Annotated in this window: 14 protein-coding genes and 1 pseudogene; 2 read left to right on the top strand and 13 right to left on the bottom strand. The window is 71.5% G+C overall.

Annotation, left to right across the window (positions count from 1 at the left end; translation table 11 throughout):
- Positions 1 to 127: 127 nt before the first annotated feature.
- The 3 genes from PBV52_RS29485 to PBV52_RS29475 are packed head-to-tail and all read right to left on the bottom strand — an operon-like array spanning position 128 to position 3,319.
- Positions 128 to 1,387, bottom strand: coding sequence for an RNA polymerase sigma factor (locus PBV52_RS29485; RefSeq protein WP_274242414.1), 1,260 nt, complete (start codon positions 1,385 to 1,387; stop codon positions 128 to 130).
- 44 nt (positions 1,388 to 1,431) lie between these two features.
- A complete protein-coding gene (locus PBV52_RS29480) occupies positions 1,432 to 1,788 on the bottom strand; it encodes a YciI family protein (protein ID WP_128433172.1) in 357 nt (118 codons plus the stop codon).
- Between the two features lie 46 nt (positions 1,789 to 1,834).
- Complete coding sequence (locus PBV52_RS29475) at positions 1,835 to 3,319, bottom strand: MFS transporter (RefSeq protein WP_274242411.1); 1,485 nt, start codon at positions 3,317 to 3,319, stop codon at positions 1,835 to 1,837.
- 69 nt (positions 3,320 to 3,388) lie between these two features.
- Between PBV52_RS29475 and PBV52_RS29470 the strand changes: the two genes are divergently transcribed.
- Positions 3,389 to 4,072, top strand: coding sequence for a TetR/AcrR family transcriptional regulator (locus PBV52_RS29470; protein ID WP_373921920.1), 684 nt, complete (start codon positions 3,389 to 3,391; stop codon positions 4,070 to 4,072).
- Positions 4,073 to 4,149: 77 nt separating this feature from the next.
- Here PBV52_RS29470 and PBV52_RS29465 read toward each other — a convergent pair whose 3' ends face one another.
- From PBV52_RS29465 to PBV52_RS29450, 4 genes are all read right to left on the bottom strand, one after another.
- Positions 4,150 to 7,530: an NACHT domain-containing protein gene (locus tag PBV52_RS29465; protein ID WP_274242406.1), complete on the bottom strand. Its 3,381-nt coding sequence runs from the start codon at positions 7,528 to 7,530 to the stop codon at positions 4,150 to 4,152.
- A gap of 128 nt (positions 7,531 to 7,658) precedes the next feature.
- Entirely contained in the window at positions 7,659 to 8,708 is a 1,050-nt protein-coding gene (locus PBV52_RS29460; RefSeq protein WP_274242404.1) for an LCP family protein, read from the bottom strand.
- A gap of 97 nt (positions 8,709 to 8,805) precedes the next feature.
- A complete protein-coding gene (locus PBV52_RS29455) occupies positions 8,806 to 10,164 on the bottom strand; it encodes an endo-1,4-beta-xylanase (RefSeq protein WP_274242403.1) in 1,359 nt (452 codons plus the stop codon).
- A gap of 101 nt (positions 10,165 to 10,265) precedes the next feature.
- On the bottom strand, positions 10,266 to 11,372 hold the full coding sequence (locus PBV52_RS29450; RefSeq protein WP_274242402.1) for a LacI family DNA-binding transcriptional regulator: 1,107 nt from the start codon (positions 11,370 to 11,372) through the stop codon (positions 10,266 to 10,268).
- A gap of 122 nt (positions 11,373 to 11,494) precedes the next feature.
- Here PBV52_RS29450 and PBV52_RS29445 point away from each other — a divergent pair, with 122 nt between their 5' ends.
- On the top strand, positions 11,495 to 13,825 hold the full coding sequence (locus PBV52_RS29445; RefSeq protein ID WP_274242400.1) for a glycoside hydrolase family 3 N-terminal domain-containing protein: 2,331 nt from the start codon (positions 11,495 to 11,497) through the stop codon (positions 13,823 to 13,825).
- Positions 13,826 to 13,868: 43 nt separating this feature from the next.
- On the opposite strand, the gene PBV52_RS29440 is transcribed toward PBV52_RS29445, so the two are convergent.
- The 6 genes and pseudogenes from PBV52_RS29440 to rimI form a co-directional block, all read right to left on the bottom strand.
- The gene (locus PBV52_RS29440) at positions 13,869 to 14,330 is read right to left on the bottom strand and encodes a hypothetical protein (protein ID WP_274242398.1); all 462 of its coding nucleotides are present in this window, start codon (positions 14,328 to 14,330) and stop codon (positions 13,869 to 13,871) included.
- Positions 14,317 to 14,694, bottom strand: coding sequence for a hypothetical protein (locus tag PBV52_RS29435; RefSeq protein ID WP_274242397.1), 378 nt, complete (start codon positions 14,692 to 14,694; stop codon positions 14,317 to 14,319). Before PBV52_RS29435 ends, PBV52_RS29440 begins: the two co-directional genes overlap by 14 nt.
- A 125-nt stretch (positions 14,695 to 14,819) precedes the next feature.
- A pseudogene (locus PBV52_RS29430) lies at positions 14,820 to 15,914 on the bottom strand (sugar-binding protein); the annotation flags it as partial.
- A 24-nt stretch (positions 15,915 to 15,938) separates the two neighbouring features.
- Positions 15,939 to 16,196 (bottom strand): hypothetical protein, encoded by a 258-nt coding sequence (locus PBV52_RS29425; protein ID WP_274242396.1) that lies wholly within the window; start codon positions 16,194 to 16,196, stop codon positions 15,939 to 15,941.
- Positions 16,193 to 17,305 (bottom strand): tRNA (adenosine(37)-N6)-threonylcarbamoyltransferase complex transferase subunit TsaD, encoded by a 1,113-nt coding sequence (gene tsaD / locus PBV52_RS29420; RefSeq protein WP_274242394.1) that lies wholly within the window; start codon positions 17,303 to 17,305, stop codon positions 16,193 to 16,195. Before tsaD ends, PBV52_RS29425 begins: the two co-directional genes overlap by 4 nt.
- Positions 17,298 to 17,795: a ribosomal protein S18-alanine N-acetyltransferase gene (gene rimI, locus PBV52_RS29415; protein WP_274249662.1), complete on the bottom strand. Its 498-nt coding sequence runs from the start codon at positions 17,793 to 17,795 to the stop codon at positions 17,298 to 17,300. The genes tsaD and rimI overlap by 8 nt, the downstream gene beginning before the upstream one ends.
- Positions 17,796 to 17,842 lie beyond the last annotated feature (47 nt).

The following is a 17,842-nucleotide window of genomic DNA, read 5'->3' as shown; positions in this document are numbered from 1 at the left end:
CCGTTTCCTGACCGCCAGTCGATTCTGGCAGCGGCCACTGACACAGGCGGCCTTTTCGCCCTAGGCCCTGTCGTCAAATTCCCGTCGTCCGCCCGGAGCGCAGCAGGCGGGAATTTGACGACAGGGCCTAGGAGACCTCTGCCGCCCGGCGCAGCAGCATCTCCCGCTCCCGCTCGTTGCGGGTCAGCCCCGCCGCCCGCTCGAACTCCGCGCGCGCCTGCGCCGTACGGCCGAGACGCAGCAGCAGGTCGCCGCGCACGCTCGGCAGCAAGTGGTACTCCCGCAGGGCCGGTTCGGTGGCGATCGCGTCGACGATCTCCAGGGCGGGTTCCGGGCCGTCCGCCATCGACACGGCGACCGCGCGGTTCAACTCGACCACGGGGGAAGGGGATCGGGCGGACAGCAGGCCGTACAGGGTGGCGATGGTCTTCCAGTCCGTCTCCTCGTACGTGTACGCGTGCGCGTGGCACGCGGCGATCGCGGCCTGGAGGGCGTACGGGCCCGGGGCACCCGTGGCGGCGGCATCGGCACGGCCCAGCGCCTTGATGCCGCGGGCGATGAGCATGCGGTTCCAGCGGCGGCGGTTCTGGTCCTTGAGCAGGATCGGTTCGCCGGCGGGGCCGGTGCGGGCTGCCGCACGCGACGTCTGGAATTCGAGAAGGGCGGTCAGGCCGTGCACCTCCGGCTCCTTCGGCATCAGTGCCGACAGCACGCGGGCCAGGCGCAGCGCGTCCTCGCACAGGGCGGGGCGCAGCCAGTCGTCGCCGGCCGTGGCGGCGTAGCCCTCGTTGAAGATCAGGTAGATGACGTCGAGGACGGAGCCGAGGCGGGCCTCGCGGTCGGGGCCGCAGGGGACCTCGAAGGCGACGTTCCTCGTGGCGAGCGTGCGCTTGGCGCGGACGATGCGCTGGGCGATCGTCGGCTCCGGGACCAGGAACGCGCGGGCGATCTCCGGTGTCGTCAGGCCACCGAGAAGGCGGAGGGTGAGGGCGATGCGCGCGTCGGGAGACAGCACCGGGTGGCACGCCGTGAAGACGAGCCTCAGCAGGTCGTCGTCGATGTCGTCGGGGTCGGCGGGCTCCTCGGGCGGGGCCGTCGTCTCCAGATCCCGCCCGATCTCCGCCAGCTTGCGGGCGTAGTTCTCGCGGCGGCGGATCAGGTCGACGGCGCGGTGCCGGGCGGTGGCCATGAGCCAGGCGCCCGGGTTGTCGGGGACGCCGTCGCGGGGCCACTGCTCCAGGGCGGCGACGAGTGCGTCCTGGGCGAGTTCCTCGGCGATGCCGATGTCGCGGACGATGCGGGCGACGCCGGCGATGATGCGGGGGGACTCGATACGGAAGACGGTTTCGACGGTACCGCGCGGGTCGGCGGTGGGCTGTGGTTCCACAACCCACCATCGAACACCCCACGCGGCCCCGGGCAAAGGAAGGCTCAGCCCTCCGCGATCTCCCGCACCTCGCAGGTCACCGTCCAGAACTCCTCGTGCACCTTCAGGAACCGCTTGGTCCACTCCAGCGCCTCGGCCTTGTCCTTGCACTGCATGATCGCGTAGCCGCCGACGACCTCCTTGGCCTCGGTGAAGGGCCCGTCGGTGACGGAGATGCTGCCGCCCTCCCAGCGCACGCGGGTGCCCTGCGCGGACGGGGTCAGCCCGGCGGTGTCGAGCATGACGCCGGCCTTGGTGACCTCCTCGATCAGCTCGCCCATGCGCTGCATCAGCTCGGGGCTGGGGCCCTCGGCGGGCATGGTGTTCTCGTCGATCTGCACGAGCGACAGATAGCGGGGCATGGTGACTCCTCGGGTCGGATCGGATGGGCCGGTCCTTCCCGGCCTCTCACCTGTGCGTCGAACGGGAGACACCCGGATCGACACGCTCGCCGGGATTCTTTGAATCTTTTTCTCCGGCGGGCGTTTCCGCAGGCAGGGCCCCCTTCCCATGCAAGGCACCGGCGGCCAGGGCGGCTGCGGCGAGCAGCCCCGCCGCCACCCAGTACGCCGCTGCGTACCCGTCGACGAGTCCCTGGGCCCCGTCCCCGCCGGCACTCGCCGCCACCGTCACCAGCACCCCGAGCCCCACCGCCCCGCCCACCTGCCGCGAACTGTTGAGGAGCCCGGACGCCATCCCCGTCTCGTGCGGCGCGACCCCTTCCGTGGCCGCCGTGCCCAGCGGTACGAAGCACATGCCGATGCCGACCGAGGCGACCGCCGACGGCCCGAGGACGGAGAGCAGGAACCCGCCGTCCACCGCCACCGCCGCCGCGAACCACGCGATCCCGGCCGCCCCGAGCAGCCCACCGACCAGCAGCAACACCCCGGACCCGACCCGCCCGACGGTGCGCGCGGCGATCACCGATCCGACCACGACCCCGACGCAGAACGGCAGGAAGGCACTTCCGGCGGCGGTGGGACCGTACCCCAGCACCTGCTGCATGTAGAGGGAGGTGAAGTAGAAGGCGGCGAACTGGCCGGCCGACATCAGCAGCGCGAAGACGTTCGCCGCGAGCACCGGCCCCTGGGCCAGGATCCCGAGCCTCAGCAGTGGCTGCCGTACGCGCGTCTCCACCACGGCGAAGACCGCCAGCAGGACGACGCCCGCGCCCAGCACCCCGCCGGTCTGCCAGGCCGTCCAGCCGTGGGTCTCGGTCCGCACCAGCCCGAGGACGAGCAGCGAGGTTCCGGCGGTGACGAGGAGCGCACCGAGGGCGTCGAGCCGCGGTCGGCTCCCGCTCCCCCGCCGGTCATCGGCGGGTACACCGGGCCGTACGAGGGCCAGGACGGCGACCACGACCGGCACGTTGACCAGCATGACGGCCCGCCAGCCGAACCAGTCGGTGAGCAGCCCGCCGGCGAGCACCCCGACCGCCCCGCCGGCCGCACCGGCGGCGCCCCAGAGCCCGAGGGCCCGCGAACGGGCGCCCCCCGCCGGGAAGTTGACGGTGATCAGGGCGAGCGCGACCGGCGACAGCAGGGCCGCGCCCATCCCCTGCACCGCCCGTGCCGCGACCAACTGCCACGGCGCCTGGGCGAGTCCGCCGACGAGGCTCGCGACCCCGAAGACGACGAAGCCGACCACGAGCACCCGCCGCCGCCCGGCGACGTCGGCGAGCCGCCCGCCGAGCATGAGCAGCCCGCCGAAGGTGAGGGCGTAGGCATTGACGACCCAGGCCAACGACTCGGCGTCGAACCCGAGCCCGCCGCCGATGTCGGGCAGGGCGACGTTGACGACGGACATGTCGAGGGAGACGAGGAACTGCACGGCGAGCAGCACCGGCAGTAACCAACGGGCGCCCGGCTTCGATGAGTTGACGGTATCCACCATGCCAAGCAGATTAATATACGCGTACATAAAATAACCAGGGCCCGACCCGACCGACATGACCACGAGACAATGCCTCCCGTGGCACCACAGACAGCGAACTCGGAGAGTCGTAAGCGCGGCCGCCCGCCCCGCATCGCGGCGGAGCAGATAGTCGACGCGGCCCGGCGGATCATCCAGGAGGAGGGCGTCGAGGCGGTCAGCATGCGCCGGGTGGCGAAGGAGGTCGGCGCCACACCGATGGCGCTCTACAACCACGTACGCGACAAGGACGAGCTGCTCCTGCTCACCCTGCGGGGCATGGCGGCGGCGTTCCCGCGCCCGCCGCTGCCCGCCGACCCCCGCGAGCGCATCCTCACGACCGCCGTCCACATGCACGCGATCCTCAGCGAGGTGGTCTGGGTCATCGACGTACTGAGCCTCGGCGACCTCACCGACAAGGACGCGCTGTGGATGCCTGAGGAGATCATCGCCTCGGCCATGTCCTGCGGCCTGACTCCCACCCAGGCCCTGCACGCCTACCGCACCATCTGGTACGTCGTCTACGGCGCCCTGGTCTTCCAGCGAGCCGACGCCCGCCGCTCCGCCGACCCCGAACGCCGGCCGTTCTTCCCGGCTCTCCTCACGGAGGAGGACGCGGTGGCGCTGCCGCGCATGACCGCGTTGGCGGCGAACTGGGAGGAGATCAAGGGGCGTTACGACATCGCCGAGCAGTTGGAGGCGGTAGTGGACGGGCTGCTGCGGAAGGGGCGCTGACCCGCCTCACAGCCCATGAACTCCCGTTCGCTCCAGTCGCGCCCAGCCGCTCCCCGCCGCTCCCCGCCACGTCGAAGTCACGACAGGTCACTGACATCCCACACGCGAACGGTCCCGTCAGCACTGCCGGTGGCCAACCAGCGGCCGTCCGAGCTGAAGTCCATGGAGGTGACCGCGGCCATGTGTCCGTGGAGGGTTTTCAGTCGCGCCGGTCTCGCCGAGATCGACCACAGCTCGACCGTCCCGTCGGCCCCCGCACTGAGGGTGTCCTCCACCAGCGGACCGTAGGCGAGCACGGATGCCGTCGGATGGAGCGCGGCGCTGTGCATGCCGGGGAACATCGCGAGGGGCGCCCACCGTCCCTCGGCTCCGAGCCGCCGCAGCTCGCCGCCCCGCTCACTCCACACCAGCAGGCAGTCACCCTGAAGGTTGGCGATCATGGCGGCGTCCGTGTTTTCGAGCCCCTTCCCAGCAGGTTGGAAGAGGTTCCGGGCCTCCGAGAATCCTGGAACCGGGTGCCCCCTGACGCGTTCCCAGTCGAGGACGGCCAAGTCGCCCCCGGAGAGGAAGGCGGCGGCTCGGGCCGGCATCCGTTCCCAGTCCTTCCGGTGCTCGGTCCGCTCAAGCCGGCCTTCGGCGTCGACGCGTCTCAGGAAGAACCTGACCTCGGAGTCGTCCTCGTCGCGGAAAACGGGACCGGCAAGGTAGTCCCCGTTCCGGCTGAACACGAGAGAAAAGGGCGAGTAGACCAAGGCCTCGGCGTGCGACAGCCGCGGTGATCGTCCTCGCACGTCCCAGACCCGCAGCCCCTTCGGGCTCCTGACGGCGAGGAATCCGCCGACTGGATGGAAGGCCATGGATTCGCTGCCCTGGTCCATGAAGTACTCGTCGCTGTCCCGAACCGGGGGCGGCGGTTCGAGCAGCAAGTGCTGTCCCCCGAGCCGGCTGCCCCACCAGACGCTGCCGTCCAAGTCCCCCCAGAACACCTCGCTCGTCCTCGGCCGGAACACCACCGCGGCCACATAGGCCTCCGCAGGCCCCGAAAACGTCACCACGCTCTCGTCCCGGTGATGCCGGACCACCGCCCCCGTCCCGGCAACCGCGGCCGCCGCCCCCGCCGCCAGCACCACGCGACGCCGTACGACCGCCGGCTCCGGCCGACGTGGCGACGTCGGCCGGGGTTCCTCGTACGTCGGTCGGCCCGCGAGTGCCTCCTGGAGGCGGATGTGGCGGAACTGGTAGGCGCCGCCCGACTGCCGGAGGATCTCCCGGCGCCGGGCGTCCGCGAGGAAGGCCATCAGCCGCCATGGCAGCCTGCCGCTGGCCGCGAGCCAGATCCGGGTCAGGAGGAAGCGGGGCCATGCGCGGGACAGCAGGACGAGGAGGGCGAAGAGCGTCGCGGGCAACAGGTACGGCACACCGAAGCCGAACGTCTCCAGGGCGTACTGCTGACCCGACCGCCGCCAGTCGGCCGCGGCGAATTCCTGGGCCTCACCGTCTCTCGGCCAGCCCGGCCAGCCGTTGACCCAGCGGAACACCAGGCCGCCGCCGAGCAGCCCCACTTGAAACCCGGGCAGCGCCGTCGCGCCCATGACCAGGCCGGCCACCAGCGCTCCGGCCAGCGCCGAACGCCGGTCCTGCGCCAGGGATTTCGCGGGGCTCACCTGGGTGGCCCTGGACGGCGGCGCGTTCAGCCAGTTGTGCGCGGCGAGAGAGAGCCCCATGACGACACTCAGTGCGAGGCAGACCATGACCAATATGGCGACCGCCTCGGCGCTCTGCAGTGTCCCCGGCCCCAGCGTGGTACCGAGGATGGTGACGAGGGTGATGGCCGTGGCCACCGGGCCGATGAAGGCCAGGCACAGCACGACACCGTTGCGGAACCCTCGTCGCAGCCGCCCCGCCGAGCCGCGCAGCGACCAGGACAGGCGCCCGGGCAGCGGATCTCCCACCATGTACCAGACGATGGAACCGAACAGCGCGAAGCCCGCGCCGACCGCCAGTGTCAGGCCGGCCACGTCACTGAACGCCTGGGAACCGTCGAACCCCTCCGTCGCGGCGACCCACACCGAGGCCCCGAAGGCGAGTACGAGCCCCAGCAGGAGACCGGTGACCGGTCCGACCCAGGTCGGCAGGAGCCGCCCACCCATCATCCACCAGGCCAGATCACGTTCCCGGTGGTCATGGAGATAGCCGGCGAGGAAGGTCAGCCAGCGCCGCGCCTGTTCGGGTCGCCAGCGCCGCCGTACCGCCGCACCCTCGGGCAGCCTCGGGTCCGGGGCGTACGCCGCGTCCACCACCTGGTGGGTGAGGTGGTCCTCGACCGCGTACCGGCAGTCGAACCGGCCTCGGTCGAGGAGCTCAGCCGGATCCCCGCCGTCCGTGCCACCACGCTGGTACACGAGGCGGGCCGTCGTCACCATCAGCGGTGTGGCCAGAGCCTCCGCCAGCGGGCCGTCCGGCTCGGCGTGCAGGCGGGCGAAAACCCCGTCCCACACCACCCCTTCCGGCCACTGTGTGTCCCGCAGATACGAGATGACGTCCGCGGGCGGTACCGGCAGTACTTCCACCACCGGCGCCCGGCGCAGCCTGGGAGCGCCGCCGCGGATGAGTTCCTCGTATTCCACGGCGCGGCAGGTGACGACGACGGGCCGCTCACCGCCGATGGCGTGGTTGATGCCACGGATCGCGCCGCGCCGCGCGGACTCGGGGATCTCGTCGAGCCCGTCGAGTACGGGGAGCAGCAGGCCGTGGGCCAGGAGGGTGCGCGGGATCTCCTGACGGCCGCTGTAGTACGGGACGGCGAGGGAGCGCACGATCCAGTCGTCCAGGCGCTCCCGCAGGGGGTCCCAGGAGGAGACCGGGAGCAGCACGGGGACGGGTGTGCCAGGCGCGCGGGCTTGCAGGAGGCCCAGCGTCAGCAGCATCGCGAGCACGGTCTTGCCCGCTCCGGGCTCACCGATGACGACCAGTCTGCCCTGCGCCAACTGGCCGTATCCTTCGGCGAGTTGGGCGGTGACGTGCTCGAATCGCCCGGCGAGGCGGCCGTCGAGACGGACCCGCACCACCCGGCCGCCCGTCGGCCCGGGGGCACCCGTGCCCAGCTCGTCGGCGACCTCCCGGTCCGTCGTCGTCCAGGCGAGCGGCAGTACCCGGGGGTCGCGCAGTCGCCTGGCCTCCGCTTCGTCCAGCCACTGCGCCCTGAGCGTCCTGGCGAGGTCGTCCGCGTACTCCACCGGATCGGGCGCCGCCGGCTCCTGGCGGAAGAAGTCCGCGAGGGCCAGCAGCAGCGAGGCGATGCCCACGAAGAACCCTGCCACCGTGGCCAGGTGATCGGCCTTCCCGCCCACCACCATCCACCCGGCGAGACCGGTCGACCCCGCTCCGACGCCGGCGAAGAGGGCGTGGCGGAGGAGGCGCCGACGCGCACGCGCCCGTATCAACGGCCCCCGAAGCACAGCTCGATTATGGGCGTACGCAACTCTCCGCGTCCCTCCGCTCACGCGAGGAAGGAGGGCTCACTGTGAGCGCACGGAGTCATCTCGGGCGCACGGGGCCCCCGGCAGCCCCGGCAACCCGTGCACTCCTACTGCAACGACTCCCACAGCTCGCTCGCCTCCGGCTCGTCCGCCACCACCCGGTTCGCGTCCGATGCCGCCGTGACCACCGGCATCGTCACCGTCTTCACCTCGCCCGCCGACAAGCCCTTCAGGCTCTCGCCGAGGGACATCAGCTCGCTCAGGGAGTCCAGGCCGGTGTCGGTCGTCAGGCTGCCCGTCACCGCGCCGGCGACCTTGTAGAGCTTGGTGGGGTCGGTGAGGAGGTCGGTCGAGGAGATCTGCTCCAGCAGCGCCTTCACCAGCTTCTGCTGCAGGCCTATGCGGCCGAGGTCGCTGCCGTCGCCCAGGCCGTGTCGGGTGCGCGCCAGGGCGAGGGCCGTCTTGCCGTCGAGGTGGTGGGTGCCCGCTTCCAACGTCAGGTGGCTGTCCTGGTCGTCGATGTCCTCGTCCGTCGTGACCGTCACGCCGCCCAGCGCGTCCACCAGCTTCGCGAAGCCCGAGAAGTCGATCTCGATGAAGTGGTCCATGCGGACGCCGGTGATCGACTCGACCGTCTTGACCGCGCATACGGGGCCGCCGATCGCGTACGCGCTGTTGAACATGGTCTGGTACGCCACCTCCGTCGAACCCCCCGATGACAGCGGGCAGGACGGACGCGTGACCAGGGTGTCGCGCGGGATGCTGACGACCGTCGCCTTCGTACGGCCCCCGTCGATGTGCACCACCATCGCGGTGTCCGAGCGGGCTCCGGTGCTGCTGCCCCCGCCGAGTTCCTGGTTCTCCTCGCCGCTGCGCGAGTCCGAGCCCAGGACCAGGATGTTCAGGGACCCCGTGGGCAGGGGGGACGCGGAGGCCGACGGCGACGGTGGGGTGACCGCCTTCGCGGGGCGGTCGTCGCCGAGCGCGTTGTTGATGTCGACGCTCTTGATGTTGGCGTTCAGGTGCCAGAAGGCCCAGCCGGCGGCCCCCACGCCCAGCACCAGGGCGCCCGCGAGGAGGAGGCCGACGGTCTTCAGCGCTCTCGACCGCCGGCCCCTTCGTCTGCCGTCGTCCCCGTTCTCGTCTCGCCCAGTCACGGAGAGGAACGTAAGTCCGAATTATTACGGGCAGGAACGTCAGACCGGGTTTTCTTCGGGAAATCTCATACTTCCCGGCCCGATCCGAACCCCGCGCTCAGCCCAGCGTCACCGTCGGCACCGGATTGCTCCCGCTCCACGACCCGTTGAACCCGAAGGTCACCGAACCGCCGTCGGGAACCGCCGCGTTGTACGAAGCGTTGGAGCAGGTGACCGCCGCCCCCGACTGCACACACGTCGCGTTCCAGGCCTGGGTGATCTGCTGGCCCGCACCGAAGGTCCAGCCGGCCTTCCAGGACGACAGCGCCGCACCCGAGCAGGCGATCTTCACCTGCCCGGTGAAGCCGGTGTTCCACTGGCTGGTGACGCTGTAGGTCGCCGTGCACGCGTCCGTGGGAGGCGGGGTCGTCGTGCCGCCGCCCAGCGACTCGGCGATCGCGTGGTACGCCGGTTTCGGCGCGTAGTTCTCGTCGTACGGCGTCGCCGCGCCCTGTCCGGGGAAGGTGCTCGGGATCCAGGAGTCGGAGTCGGTGAAGCCCCAGACGGTGACGCCGGCGCACCGGGACACCGCGAGGCAGGCGTTCATGACCGCCTTGTAGTCGGCGGCCTGCTGCGTCAGCTTGGCGCTGTCCGAGGGCAGTTGCATACGGATGTCCAGCTCGGTGATCGCCACGTCGACGCCGAGATCGGCGAACCGCTGGATGTTCTGCTGCATGGTCGACGGCACCTGGCCGAGGATCAGGTGGGCCTGGAGTCCCACGCCGTCGATCGGGACGCCGCGCTCCTTCAGGGACCGCACCAGGTTGTACAACGCCGTGCTCTTCGCGCCCACGCCCTCGACGTTGTAGTCGTTGATGTACAGCTTGGCGCTCGGGTCGGCGGCGCGGGCGGCGGTCAGGGCCTGGGCGATGTAGTCGGCGCCGAGGCCGTTGTACCAGAGGGTCTGCCGGTAGGTGCCGTCCTCGTTGAACGGCTCGTTGACCACGTCCCAGGTCGCCAGCCTGCCCTTGTAGCGGCCGACTTCGGTGGCGATGTGGTCGTTCATCAACTGGCTCAGCTCGGCCGGCGTCCAGTTGCCGTTCGTCAGCCAGCTCGGGTTCTGGCTGTGCCAGACCAGGGTGTGGCCGCGCACCTGCTGGCCGTGCGCCTCGGCGAAGGCGACGATCTGGTCGGCCTCGGCCCAGTTGAAGGTGCCACGCGTGGGCTCGACCGAGCCCCACTTCATGGCGTTGCCGGGGGTCAGCGCGTTGAACTCCCGGCCGGCGAGGTCGCCGTAGGTGCCGGTGAGCTTGGAGCCGGTGACGGCCGTACCCATGACCTTGCCCTTGGCGGCGGCGAGGTCGCGCAGCGGTGTGTCAGCGGCGTGCGCCGCGGGTGCCGTGAGCAGAAGGGCCCCGATCGTCGCGACGCCGGTGAGAAGTGAACCGAGGGATAAGCCTGTTCTCAGAGATCTCATGTGCGGGTGCCTCCGAAAGTTTCGGTTGAACAACCGACTGGCTTCGGTGCAGTGTGGGGCGCCGCGGAACACCCGTCAATACAGCAACAGGCCTCTCCCCGCTAAACCGCCGGAGGCTCCCCCGTGCTGCTGCGCACCACCAGGCTGGTCGCCAGCTCCACCCGCGTCGCCGCCGGTGTCCCCTCCTCCCGCGCGAGGTCGAGGACCAGCTTCGCCGCCGCCTCCGCCATCTCCGTCAGCGGCTGTTTTACGGTCGTCAGCGGCGGCCCCACCCAGCGCGCGATCGGCAGATCGTCGAAGCCGACCACGCTCAGGTCCTCCGGGATCCGCAGCCCCAGCTCGCGCGCGGCCTCGTACAGCCCGAGCGCCTGCAGGTCGTTGCCGGCGAAGACGGCGGTCGGCCGGTCCGGGCGGCGCAGCAGTTCCAGGCCCTGCCGGTAGCCGGTCTCGTGGTGGAAGTCGCCGGGCCGGATCAGGTCCTGGTCGACCGGGAGCCCGGCCGTCTCCAGGGCGGCACGGTAGCCGTCGACGCGGGCGCGGCTGCACATCATCCGGGAGGGCCCGGTGATCGCGCCGATCCTGCGGTGCCCCAGCTCGACCAGGTGCCGGGTGGCGGCGAGCCCGCCCTGCCAGTTGGTCGCCCCGATGGACGGCACGTCGGCACCCGGGTCGCCCGCCGGGTCCATCACCACGAACGGGATCGACCGGCTGGTCAGCAGCGCGCGCTGGGACTCGTCGAGGCCGGACAGCACCAGGATCACGCCGTGCGGGCGCCGGGCGGCGACCTGGTCGGCCCAGGTCCGGCCCGGAGTCAGCCGACCGGCGCTCTCGCTCAGCACGACGCTCAGGCCGGCATCCCGGGCGACGTTCTCCACGCCCCGGATGACCTCCATCGCCCACGCGCTCTCCAGCTCGTGGAAGACCAGGTCGATCAGGGGCGAGCGGCTGGCCTCGGCGCGGCGGCGCCGGTAGCCGTGGGCGCGCAGGAGTTCCTCGACGCGGCTGCGGGTGGCCGGGGCGACGTCGGCCCGGCCGTTGAGGACCTTCGAAACAGTCGGTGCGGACACGCCGGCCTCGCGGGCGATCTCGGCGAGTGTGGCGGTCTGCGTGGACCGCCCGGCCGACGGCGATGTCGTCCGGGTTTCACTCTGTGTCGTCCGGGTTTCCCCCGGCGATGTCCGGCTTTCAGCGGGCTCACGGGCAGTCATGGCGGCGATCGTATCCCTGCGCGACCTCTTGACGAACCCTTCTCACCGCGCCTAGGTTCCCGGAACATTCGAGGTGAACAACGAAACATTCGCGAGTGGGCCATCGCCCCGACAGGAGTTTCATGACCACCGCCCCCTGGCGCGACCCCGCCCTGCCCGCCGCCGCCCGCGTCGACGACCTCCTCTCCCGGATGACCCTTCAGGAGAAGACCGCCCAGCTGTACGGCGTGTGGGTGGGCGCCGCCTCGGACGGCGAGGGAGTCGCCCCGCATCAGCACGACATGACCGCCGACTCCTCCGACGAGGAATGGGACGAGCTGATCACCCTCGGTCTCGGCCAGCTCACCCGCTCCTTCGGCACCGCCCCCGTGGACCCGGCGCTGGGCGCGCAGGCACTGGCCCGCGCCCAGCGTCGTATCGCCGCCGCCGGCCGCTTCGGCATCCCGGCGGTCGCCCACGAGGAGTGCCTGGCGGGCTTCACGGCCTGGCAGGCCACGGCCTACCCGGTCCCGCTCGCGTGGGGGGCCACCTTCAACCCCCCGCTCGTCGAGGAGATGGCCCGGCGCATCGGCCAGGACCTGCGCTCGGTCGGCGTCCACCAGGGGCTGGCGCCGGTCCTGGACGTCGTACGCGATCCGCGCTGGGGCCGGGTCGAGGAGACCGTCGGCGAGGACCCGTATCTGGTCGGCACGGTCGGCGCGGCGTACGTCCGGGGCCTGGAGTCGGCCGGCGTCGTCGCGACGCTCAAGCACTTCGCCGGGTACGCGTCCTCGGCCGGTGCCCGCAACCTCGCGCCCGTACGGGCGGGCATCCGCGAGTTCGCGGACGTCACCCTGCCGCCGTTCGAGATGGCGCTGCGCGAGGGCGGGGCGCGCTCGGTGATGGCGGCGTACAACGAGACGGACGGCGTGCCGGCCTCCGCCGACCCGGCGCTGCTGACCGAACTCCTCCGCGAGCAATGGGGTTTCACGGGCACGGTGGTCGCCGACTACTTCGGCATCGGATTCCTTCAGACCCTGCACCGCGTGGCGGGATCACCGGCCGAGGCGGCGCACGCGGCGCTGGCGGCCGGCATCGACGTGGAACTCCCGACCGTGAGGTGCTACGGGAAACCGCTGGTGGAGGCCGTCCGGTCGGGCGAGATCCCTCAGGAGCTGGTGGACCGCGCGGCCCGCCGGGTCCTGCTCCAGAAGTGCGAGCTGGGCCTCCTGGACGAGGGCTGGACGCCGGAGCCGGCCGCGGCACGCATCGACCTGGACTCCCCCGCGAACCGGGCGTTGGCCCGCCGAGTGGCCGAGGAGTCGGTGGTCCTGCTGGACAACCCCGACGGCGTCCTCCCCCTCCCCCCGGACGCCCGTATCGCGGTCGTGGGCCCGCGCGCGGCGGACGCCCTGGCGATGCTGGGCTGCTACTCCTTCCCGTCCCACGTCCTCACGCACCACCCCGAGGTGCCGATGGGCATCGAGATCCCGACGGTCCTGGAGGCCCTGCGCGCCGAACTCCCCGACGCCAAGGTGACGTTCGCGCAGGGCTGCGGCGTCCTGGACCCCGACCCGGCGGGCTTCGAGGAGGCGGTGGCACGGGCGTCGGAGGCGGACGTGTGCCTGGCGGTGCTGGGCGACCGGGCGGGGCTGTTCGGGCGGGGCACCTCGGGCGAGGGCTGCGATGTGACGGACCTCCGGCTGCCGGGTGTGCAGGGAGATCTGCTGGACGCGCTCGTGGCCACGGGCGTCCCGGTGGTGCTGGTCCTGCTCACCGGCCGCCCGTACGCGCTGGGCCGCTGGGACGGGCGGCTGGCGGCGGTGGTCCAGGCGTTCTTCCCGGGCGAGGAGGGCGGCCCGGCGGTGGCGGGAGTGCTGTCGGGGCGGGTCAACCCGTCGGGACGGCTGCCGGTGAGTGTGCCGCGGGTGCCCGGGGGCCAGCCGTGGACGTACCTCCAGCCGCCGCTGGGGCTGGCGGGCGAGGTCAGCAACCTGGATCCGACACCGCTGTACGCGTTCGGGCACGGGCGGTCGTACACGTCGTTCGCGTGGGAGTCCGTGGATTCCGTGGATTCGGCAGAGACGGAGATCGGCACGGACGGGTCGTACGACGTGTCGGTGACGGTCCGCAACACGGGCGAGCGCGCGGGCGCGGAGGTGGTCCAGCTGTACCTGCACGACCCGGTGGCGTCGGTGACCCGGCCGGACGTGCGGCTGATCGGCTACCAGCGGGTGGAGTTGGCGGCGGGCGAGGCGAGCCGGGTGACCTTCCGGTTCCACACCGACCTGTCCTCGTTCACGGACCGCTCGGGCCGACGGGTGGTCGAACCGGGTGTGCTGGAGCTACGGCTGGCCGCCTCCAGCGCGGACGTACGGCACACGGCACGGCTGAAACTCACCGGCCCGGTGCGGGAGCCGGGGACGGACCGGAGGCTGCGGTGCGTCACGGAGGTGTCGGCAGCACCGGAGTGACGCGCGGTGTCCCTCCTGGGAGCTCTTGAGAGCTCCCGAGAGCTCACACCGTCCCCGGCGGAAAGCCATGGTGCTCACCACCGCGGACGAACGCCCGCCAGGCCTCCATCTTGCCCGAACAGTCCGGGAAGGCCTCCAGGCGGAACTCGGGGTCCCAGGTCACCGTGAGGGACCCCGCCGGGCCCACGGTCACGGCCGTGACCGTGGGGTGGGCCTGGGCGAGGGCTTTGTTCAGGGTGCCGGCGCGCCCGTCGTAGACCGTGGCGAACCGGTCGAACGCGTCGGGGCCGGCACCGGGCTGGTCGTACCTCATGTCACGGGAGCCCAGCACCAACCGCCCCGACCACACGATCCGGAACGGGCACTGCAGGTGGACCATGGCGACCTCGCCGTGCGGCCCGGCGAACTCGATCACGCCCATGTCCGCCGCCCGCCCGACGGAGACCACCTCCGCCCCCGTCAGGAGGCGGCCGACCTCCGGCATCGCTTCCTCAGCAGTCGGCACCACCGAACAGCCCCTTACCCTCTTCGACGATGCGATGGTAGCCGTACCCCTGCCCGGTGATCCGGTCGTGCAGGGCACGGCGCTCCGCGGGCGTGATGTCTCGGCCGAGGTTGCGTTCGATCTCCCGCAGGGCGTCCTTGAACTCCCGGTTCTCCGCCTGGTTGCCGCGCGGCGCGTGGTAGCCGTCGTCGTCCAGGTCGCCCGGGTCCCACTCCCCCGAGAGCTCCTCCCAGCGCTTGTCCCAGTCGAATCCGCCCTCGTCGTTGTGGGCCAGGAGGGTCGTGGAACCTGCCAGCACGTAGTACGAGTGGAGGTCGGCGACAGTGAGGTTGTAGACGGTCGCGGGCCGGGCCGAGTGGCGCACGGCCGTGATCTGGACATGCGTTCCGGCGGACGTGCGCAGCCACTGACCGGTGACGGTCTGCTTCTCACCGTCGACGGTCAGGGTGAGGGTGACGAGGTGCTTGGCGCCGGTGCCCGTGATCTGTGCGGTGACCTGTAGGCGGTCGTGGTCGTACGGCCGTCGTTGCGCGCGGTCCGGGTCAGCGTGCCGGACTTCACCGCCACCGTGCCGCTCAGGTCGTTGGTGGTGAGCCCTCGGCCGTAGGTGTCGTAGGTGTGGCTGGTCTCCGTGTACGTGGCCGTGGTGCCGTCGTGGGACTTCAGTATCGCGGTGCGCGTGGCGTCGCCCTTGGTGGGGGCGGCGTCGTAGCCGAGGCCGTCGTAGGCAGTGCGGACGTCGGAGATGACGTCCTTGGAGCGGTCCGTGGTGGCGTCGCAGGCCTTGGCGACCGTCTCGGCCCGGGACGGCAGGGCGAGGATCGCGCCGGCCGCCGGGTAGGCGGTGCGGGTGCACTTGTCGTCGGCCGCGGTCGAGTCGTCACCGCGGTCGTCGACCGTGGTGATCCGTCCGGCAGTGGTCTCGAAGCTGTTCGACGTCGTGGTCGTACGCCACCGGTCGCCCGCCCCGCCGTCCAGCGACGTCCAGGTCCTGGTCTCGCCCGTGCCCGTGAGGCTGGCCGTGATCGTGCCCCAGTCGCGGACCCGCTCGGCGGTCTCGTGGTGCCAGGGCCGGCTGACCGTCTTGGACAGCACCGAGCCGCCGGGACCGGAGTAGTTGACGGTCCGGTACTCGAAGCCCGCCGCCGACTCGTGGTCGGTGATCGCGTCGCCCTCCCCCGAGCCGGGGGAGACGCTGACGCTCTTCGTGCCTCCGCTCGGCGTCTCACGGTCGCCGTGCATGCCGCGCAGGAAGTAGCTGTCGTTCTGCGAGCGCATCGCGGACGCGCCGCCCTGGCCGCCGGTCGTGACGCGGACGTGGCCGTAGCCGCGCCACTGCGACCAGGTCTTCTCCTTCTCCTTCGTCAGGCCGTCATCGTCGTCGTAGTGCCAGGCCGCGCCGTCCAGGTACTCGTACGCGGTGACCTGGTCGGGCGTCCCGCCGGTGCGGTCGGTCAGGGTGACCGTCGAGGTGACGTACTTGTTGAACCAGTGCAGGTCCGGGGCGTCGGTGTCACTGCCGCCGAGCGGAGGGGTGAATTCCATGCACCTGATTGACGAACTCAACTGCGGCTCAGGTGACGGAAAACGAAAGAAGTGGTGAAGGAGTCAGTCCGCCGCCACCGACTCGAACCGCCACCGATGCACCGCCCGAGTCACCAACTCCCCCGTCGGCTCCGGCAGTTCAGGCAGTTCGGCGTCGAACTCCGCGTCCCACCACGTGATGACGAGCACCCGGTCCTGCGGGGCCCGCAGGACCTCCCGGCGCAGGGGCCGTACGGCCAACTCCTGCGCCCGGGCCCAGGCGAGCAGCTCCTCCCCCCGCCCGGGAACCGCCCGCGCCTCCCACATCAACGCGACCGTCACGAGTACAGGTTCTCCTTGCTGACCTCGTGCACATGGTCGTGGTCATGCGAGTGGCCGGTGCCCGGCACATGAGGATCCGTCACCGGCAGCGAGGAGTCCGCCGACAGGTCCCAGCTGGAGGCGGGCCGGCCCCGCGCCACCATCTCCGCGCCCAGCGCCGCCACCATCGCCCCGTTGTCCGTGCACAGCTTCGGCCGGGGCACCCGCAGCCGGATCCCGGCCGCCTCGCACCGCTCCTGGGCCAGCGCCCGCAGCCGGGAGTTGGCCGCCACGCCGCCGCCGATCATCAGGTGGTCGACGCCCTCGTCCTTGCAGGCGCGAACGGCCTTGCGGGTCAGCACGTCCACGACCGCCTCCTGGAACGAGGCGGACACGTCCCGCACCGGCACCTCCTCGCCCGCCGCCCGCTTGGCCTCGATCCAGCGGGCGACCGCCGTCTTCAGACCCGAGAAGGAGAAGTCGTACGCCGGATCGCGCGGCCCCGTCAGACCGCGCGGGAAGGCGATCGCCGCCGGGTCGCCCTCGCGCGCGTACCGGTCGATGACCGGGCCGCCCGGGAAGCCCAGGTTCAGCACCCGGGCGATCTTGTCGAAGGCCTCGCCCGCCGCGTCGTCGATGGTCGCGCCCATCGGGCGGACGTCGGAGGTGATGTCCGACGACAGCAGCAAAGAGCTGTGCCCGCCGCTCACCAGCAGCGCCATCGTCGGCTCCGGCAGCGCGCCGTGCTCCAGCTGGTCCACGCAGATGTGGGAGGCGAGGTGGTTGACGCCGTAGAGCGGCTTGCCCAGCGCGTAGGCGTACGCCTTCGCCGCCGACACGCCGACCAGCAGCGCGCCCGCGAGCCCGGGGCCGGCGGTGACGGCGATACCGTCCAGATCCCTCGCGCTGACCCCCGCTTCCTTCAGCGCGCGGTCGATCGTCGGGACCATCGCCTCCAGGTGCGCCCGGGAGGCGACCTCCGGCACGACGCCGCCGAAGCGGGCGTGTTCGTCGACGCTGGAGGCGATGGCGTCGGCGAGCAGGGTGGTGCCGCGGACGATGCCGACGCCGGTCTCGTCGCAGGAGGTCTCGATGCCGAGTACGAGCGGCTCGTCTCGTGAGTCAGCCATTGATCTCGGTTCCTTGTACGGAAGTTGAACCCGCGGCGGAGCCGCCATCGGGTTTCGTGGTCAGTCTCATCACCAGGGCGTCCACGTTCCCCGGCTGGTAGTAACCGCGCCGGAAGCCGATGGCCTCGAAGCCGAAGCGCTCGTAGAGCTTCTGCGCGCGGACGTTGTCCACCCGGCACTCCAGCATCACTTCGGCGCACTCGAAGGCGGAGGCGGCCTGCAGCAGTTCGGTGAGGAGACGGCCGCCCAGACCCGTCCCCCAGTAGTCGCGGGCGACGGCGATGGTCTGGATGTCGGCCAGGTCCCCGGCGGACGCGAGGCCGGCGTAGCCCACGAGCCGTTCGCCCTCCTCGGCGACGATGTAGCGCCGTGTCGCCTCGGACCCGCGCGAGTGGGCCAGCTCGGACCAGAACATGCCCCGGGACCAGGCGTCCTCGGGGAAGAGCTCCTTCTCCAGGCTCAGTACGCGGTCGATGTCCCACCAGCGCATCTCGCGCAGCACAGGAGTCACGGGCGGCCCGGTCTGCGGTCCGGTCG

Source organism: Streptomyces sp. T12, assembly GCF_028736035.1.
Lineage (GTDB): Bacteria > Actinomycetota > Actinomycetes > Streptomycetales > Streptomycetaceae > Streptomyces.
The sequence above is the reverse complement of the archived record's forward strand: the minus strand, read 5'-3'. Positions and strand labels throughout refer to the sequence as shown.

Bases quoted from the DNA above. Each gene is read 5' to 3' on its own strand.
- PBV52_RS29450 (WP_274242402.1), bottom strand. From the start codon at position 11,372: ATGACTGCCCGTGAGCCCGCTGAAAGCCGGACATCGCCGGGGGAAACC.
- PBV52_RS29470 (WP_373921920.1), top strand. From the start codon at position 3,389: ATGCCTCCCGTGGCACCACAGACAGCGAACTCGGAGAGTCGTAAGCGC.
- rimI (WP_274249662.1), bottom strand. From the start codon at position 17,795: ATGCGCTGGTGGGACATCGACCGCGTACTGAGCCTGGAGAAGGAGCTC.
- PBV52_RS29475 (WP_274242411.1), bottom strand. From the start codon at position 3,319: ATGGTGGATACCGTCAACTCATCGAAGCCGGGCGCCCGTTGGTTACTG.
- PBV52_RS29480 (WP_128433172.1), bottom strand. From the start codon at position 1,788: ATGCCCCGCTATCTGTCGCTCGTGCAGATCGACGAGAACACCATGCCC.
- PBV52_RS29445 (WP_274242400.1), top strand. From the start codon at position 11,495: ATGACCACCGCCCCCTGGCGCGACCCCGCCCTGCCCGCCGCCGCCCGC.
- PBV52_RS29455 (WP_274242403.1), bottom strand. From the start codon at position 10,164: ATGAGATCTCTGAGAACAGGCTTATCCCTCGGTTCACTTCTCACCGGC.
- tsaD (WP_274242394.1), bottom strand. From the start codon at position 17,305: ATGGCTGACTCACGAGACGAGCCGCTCGTACTCGGCATCGAGACCTCC.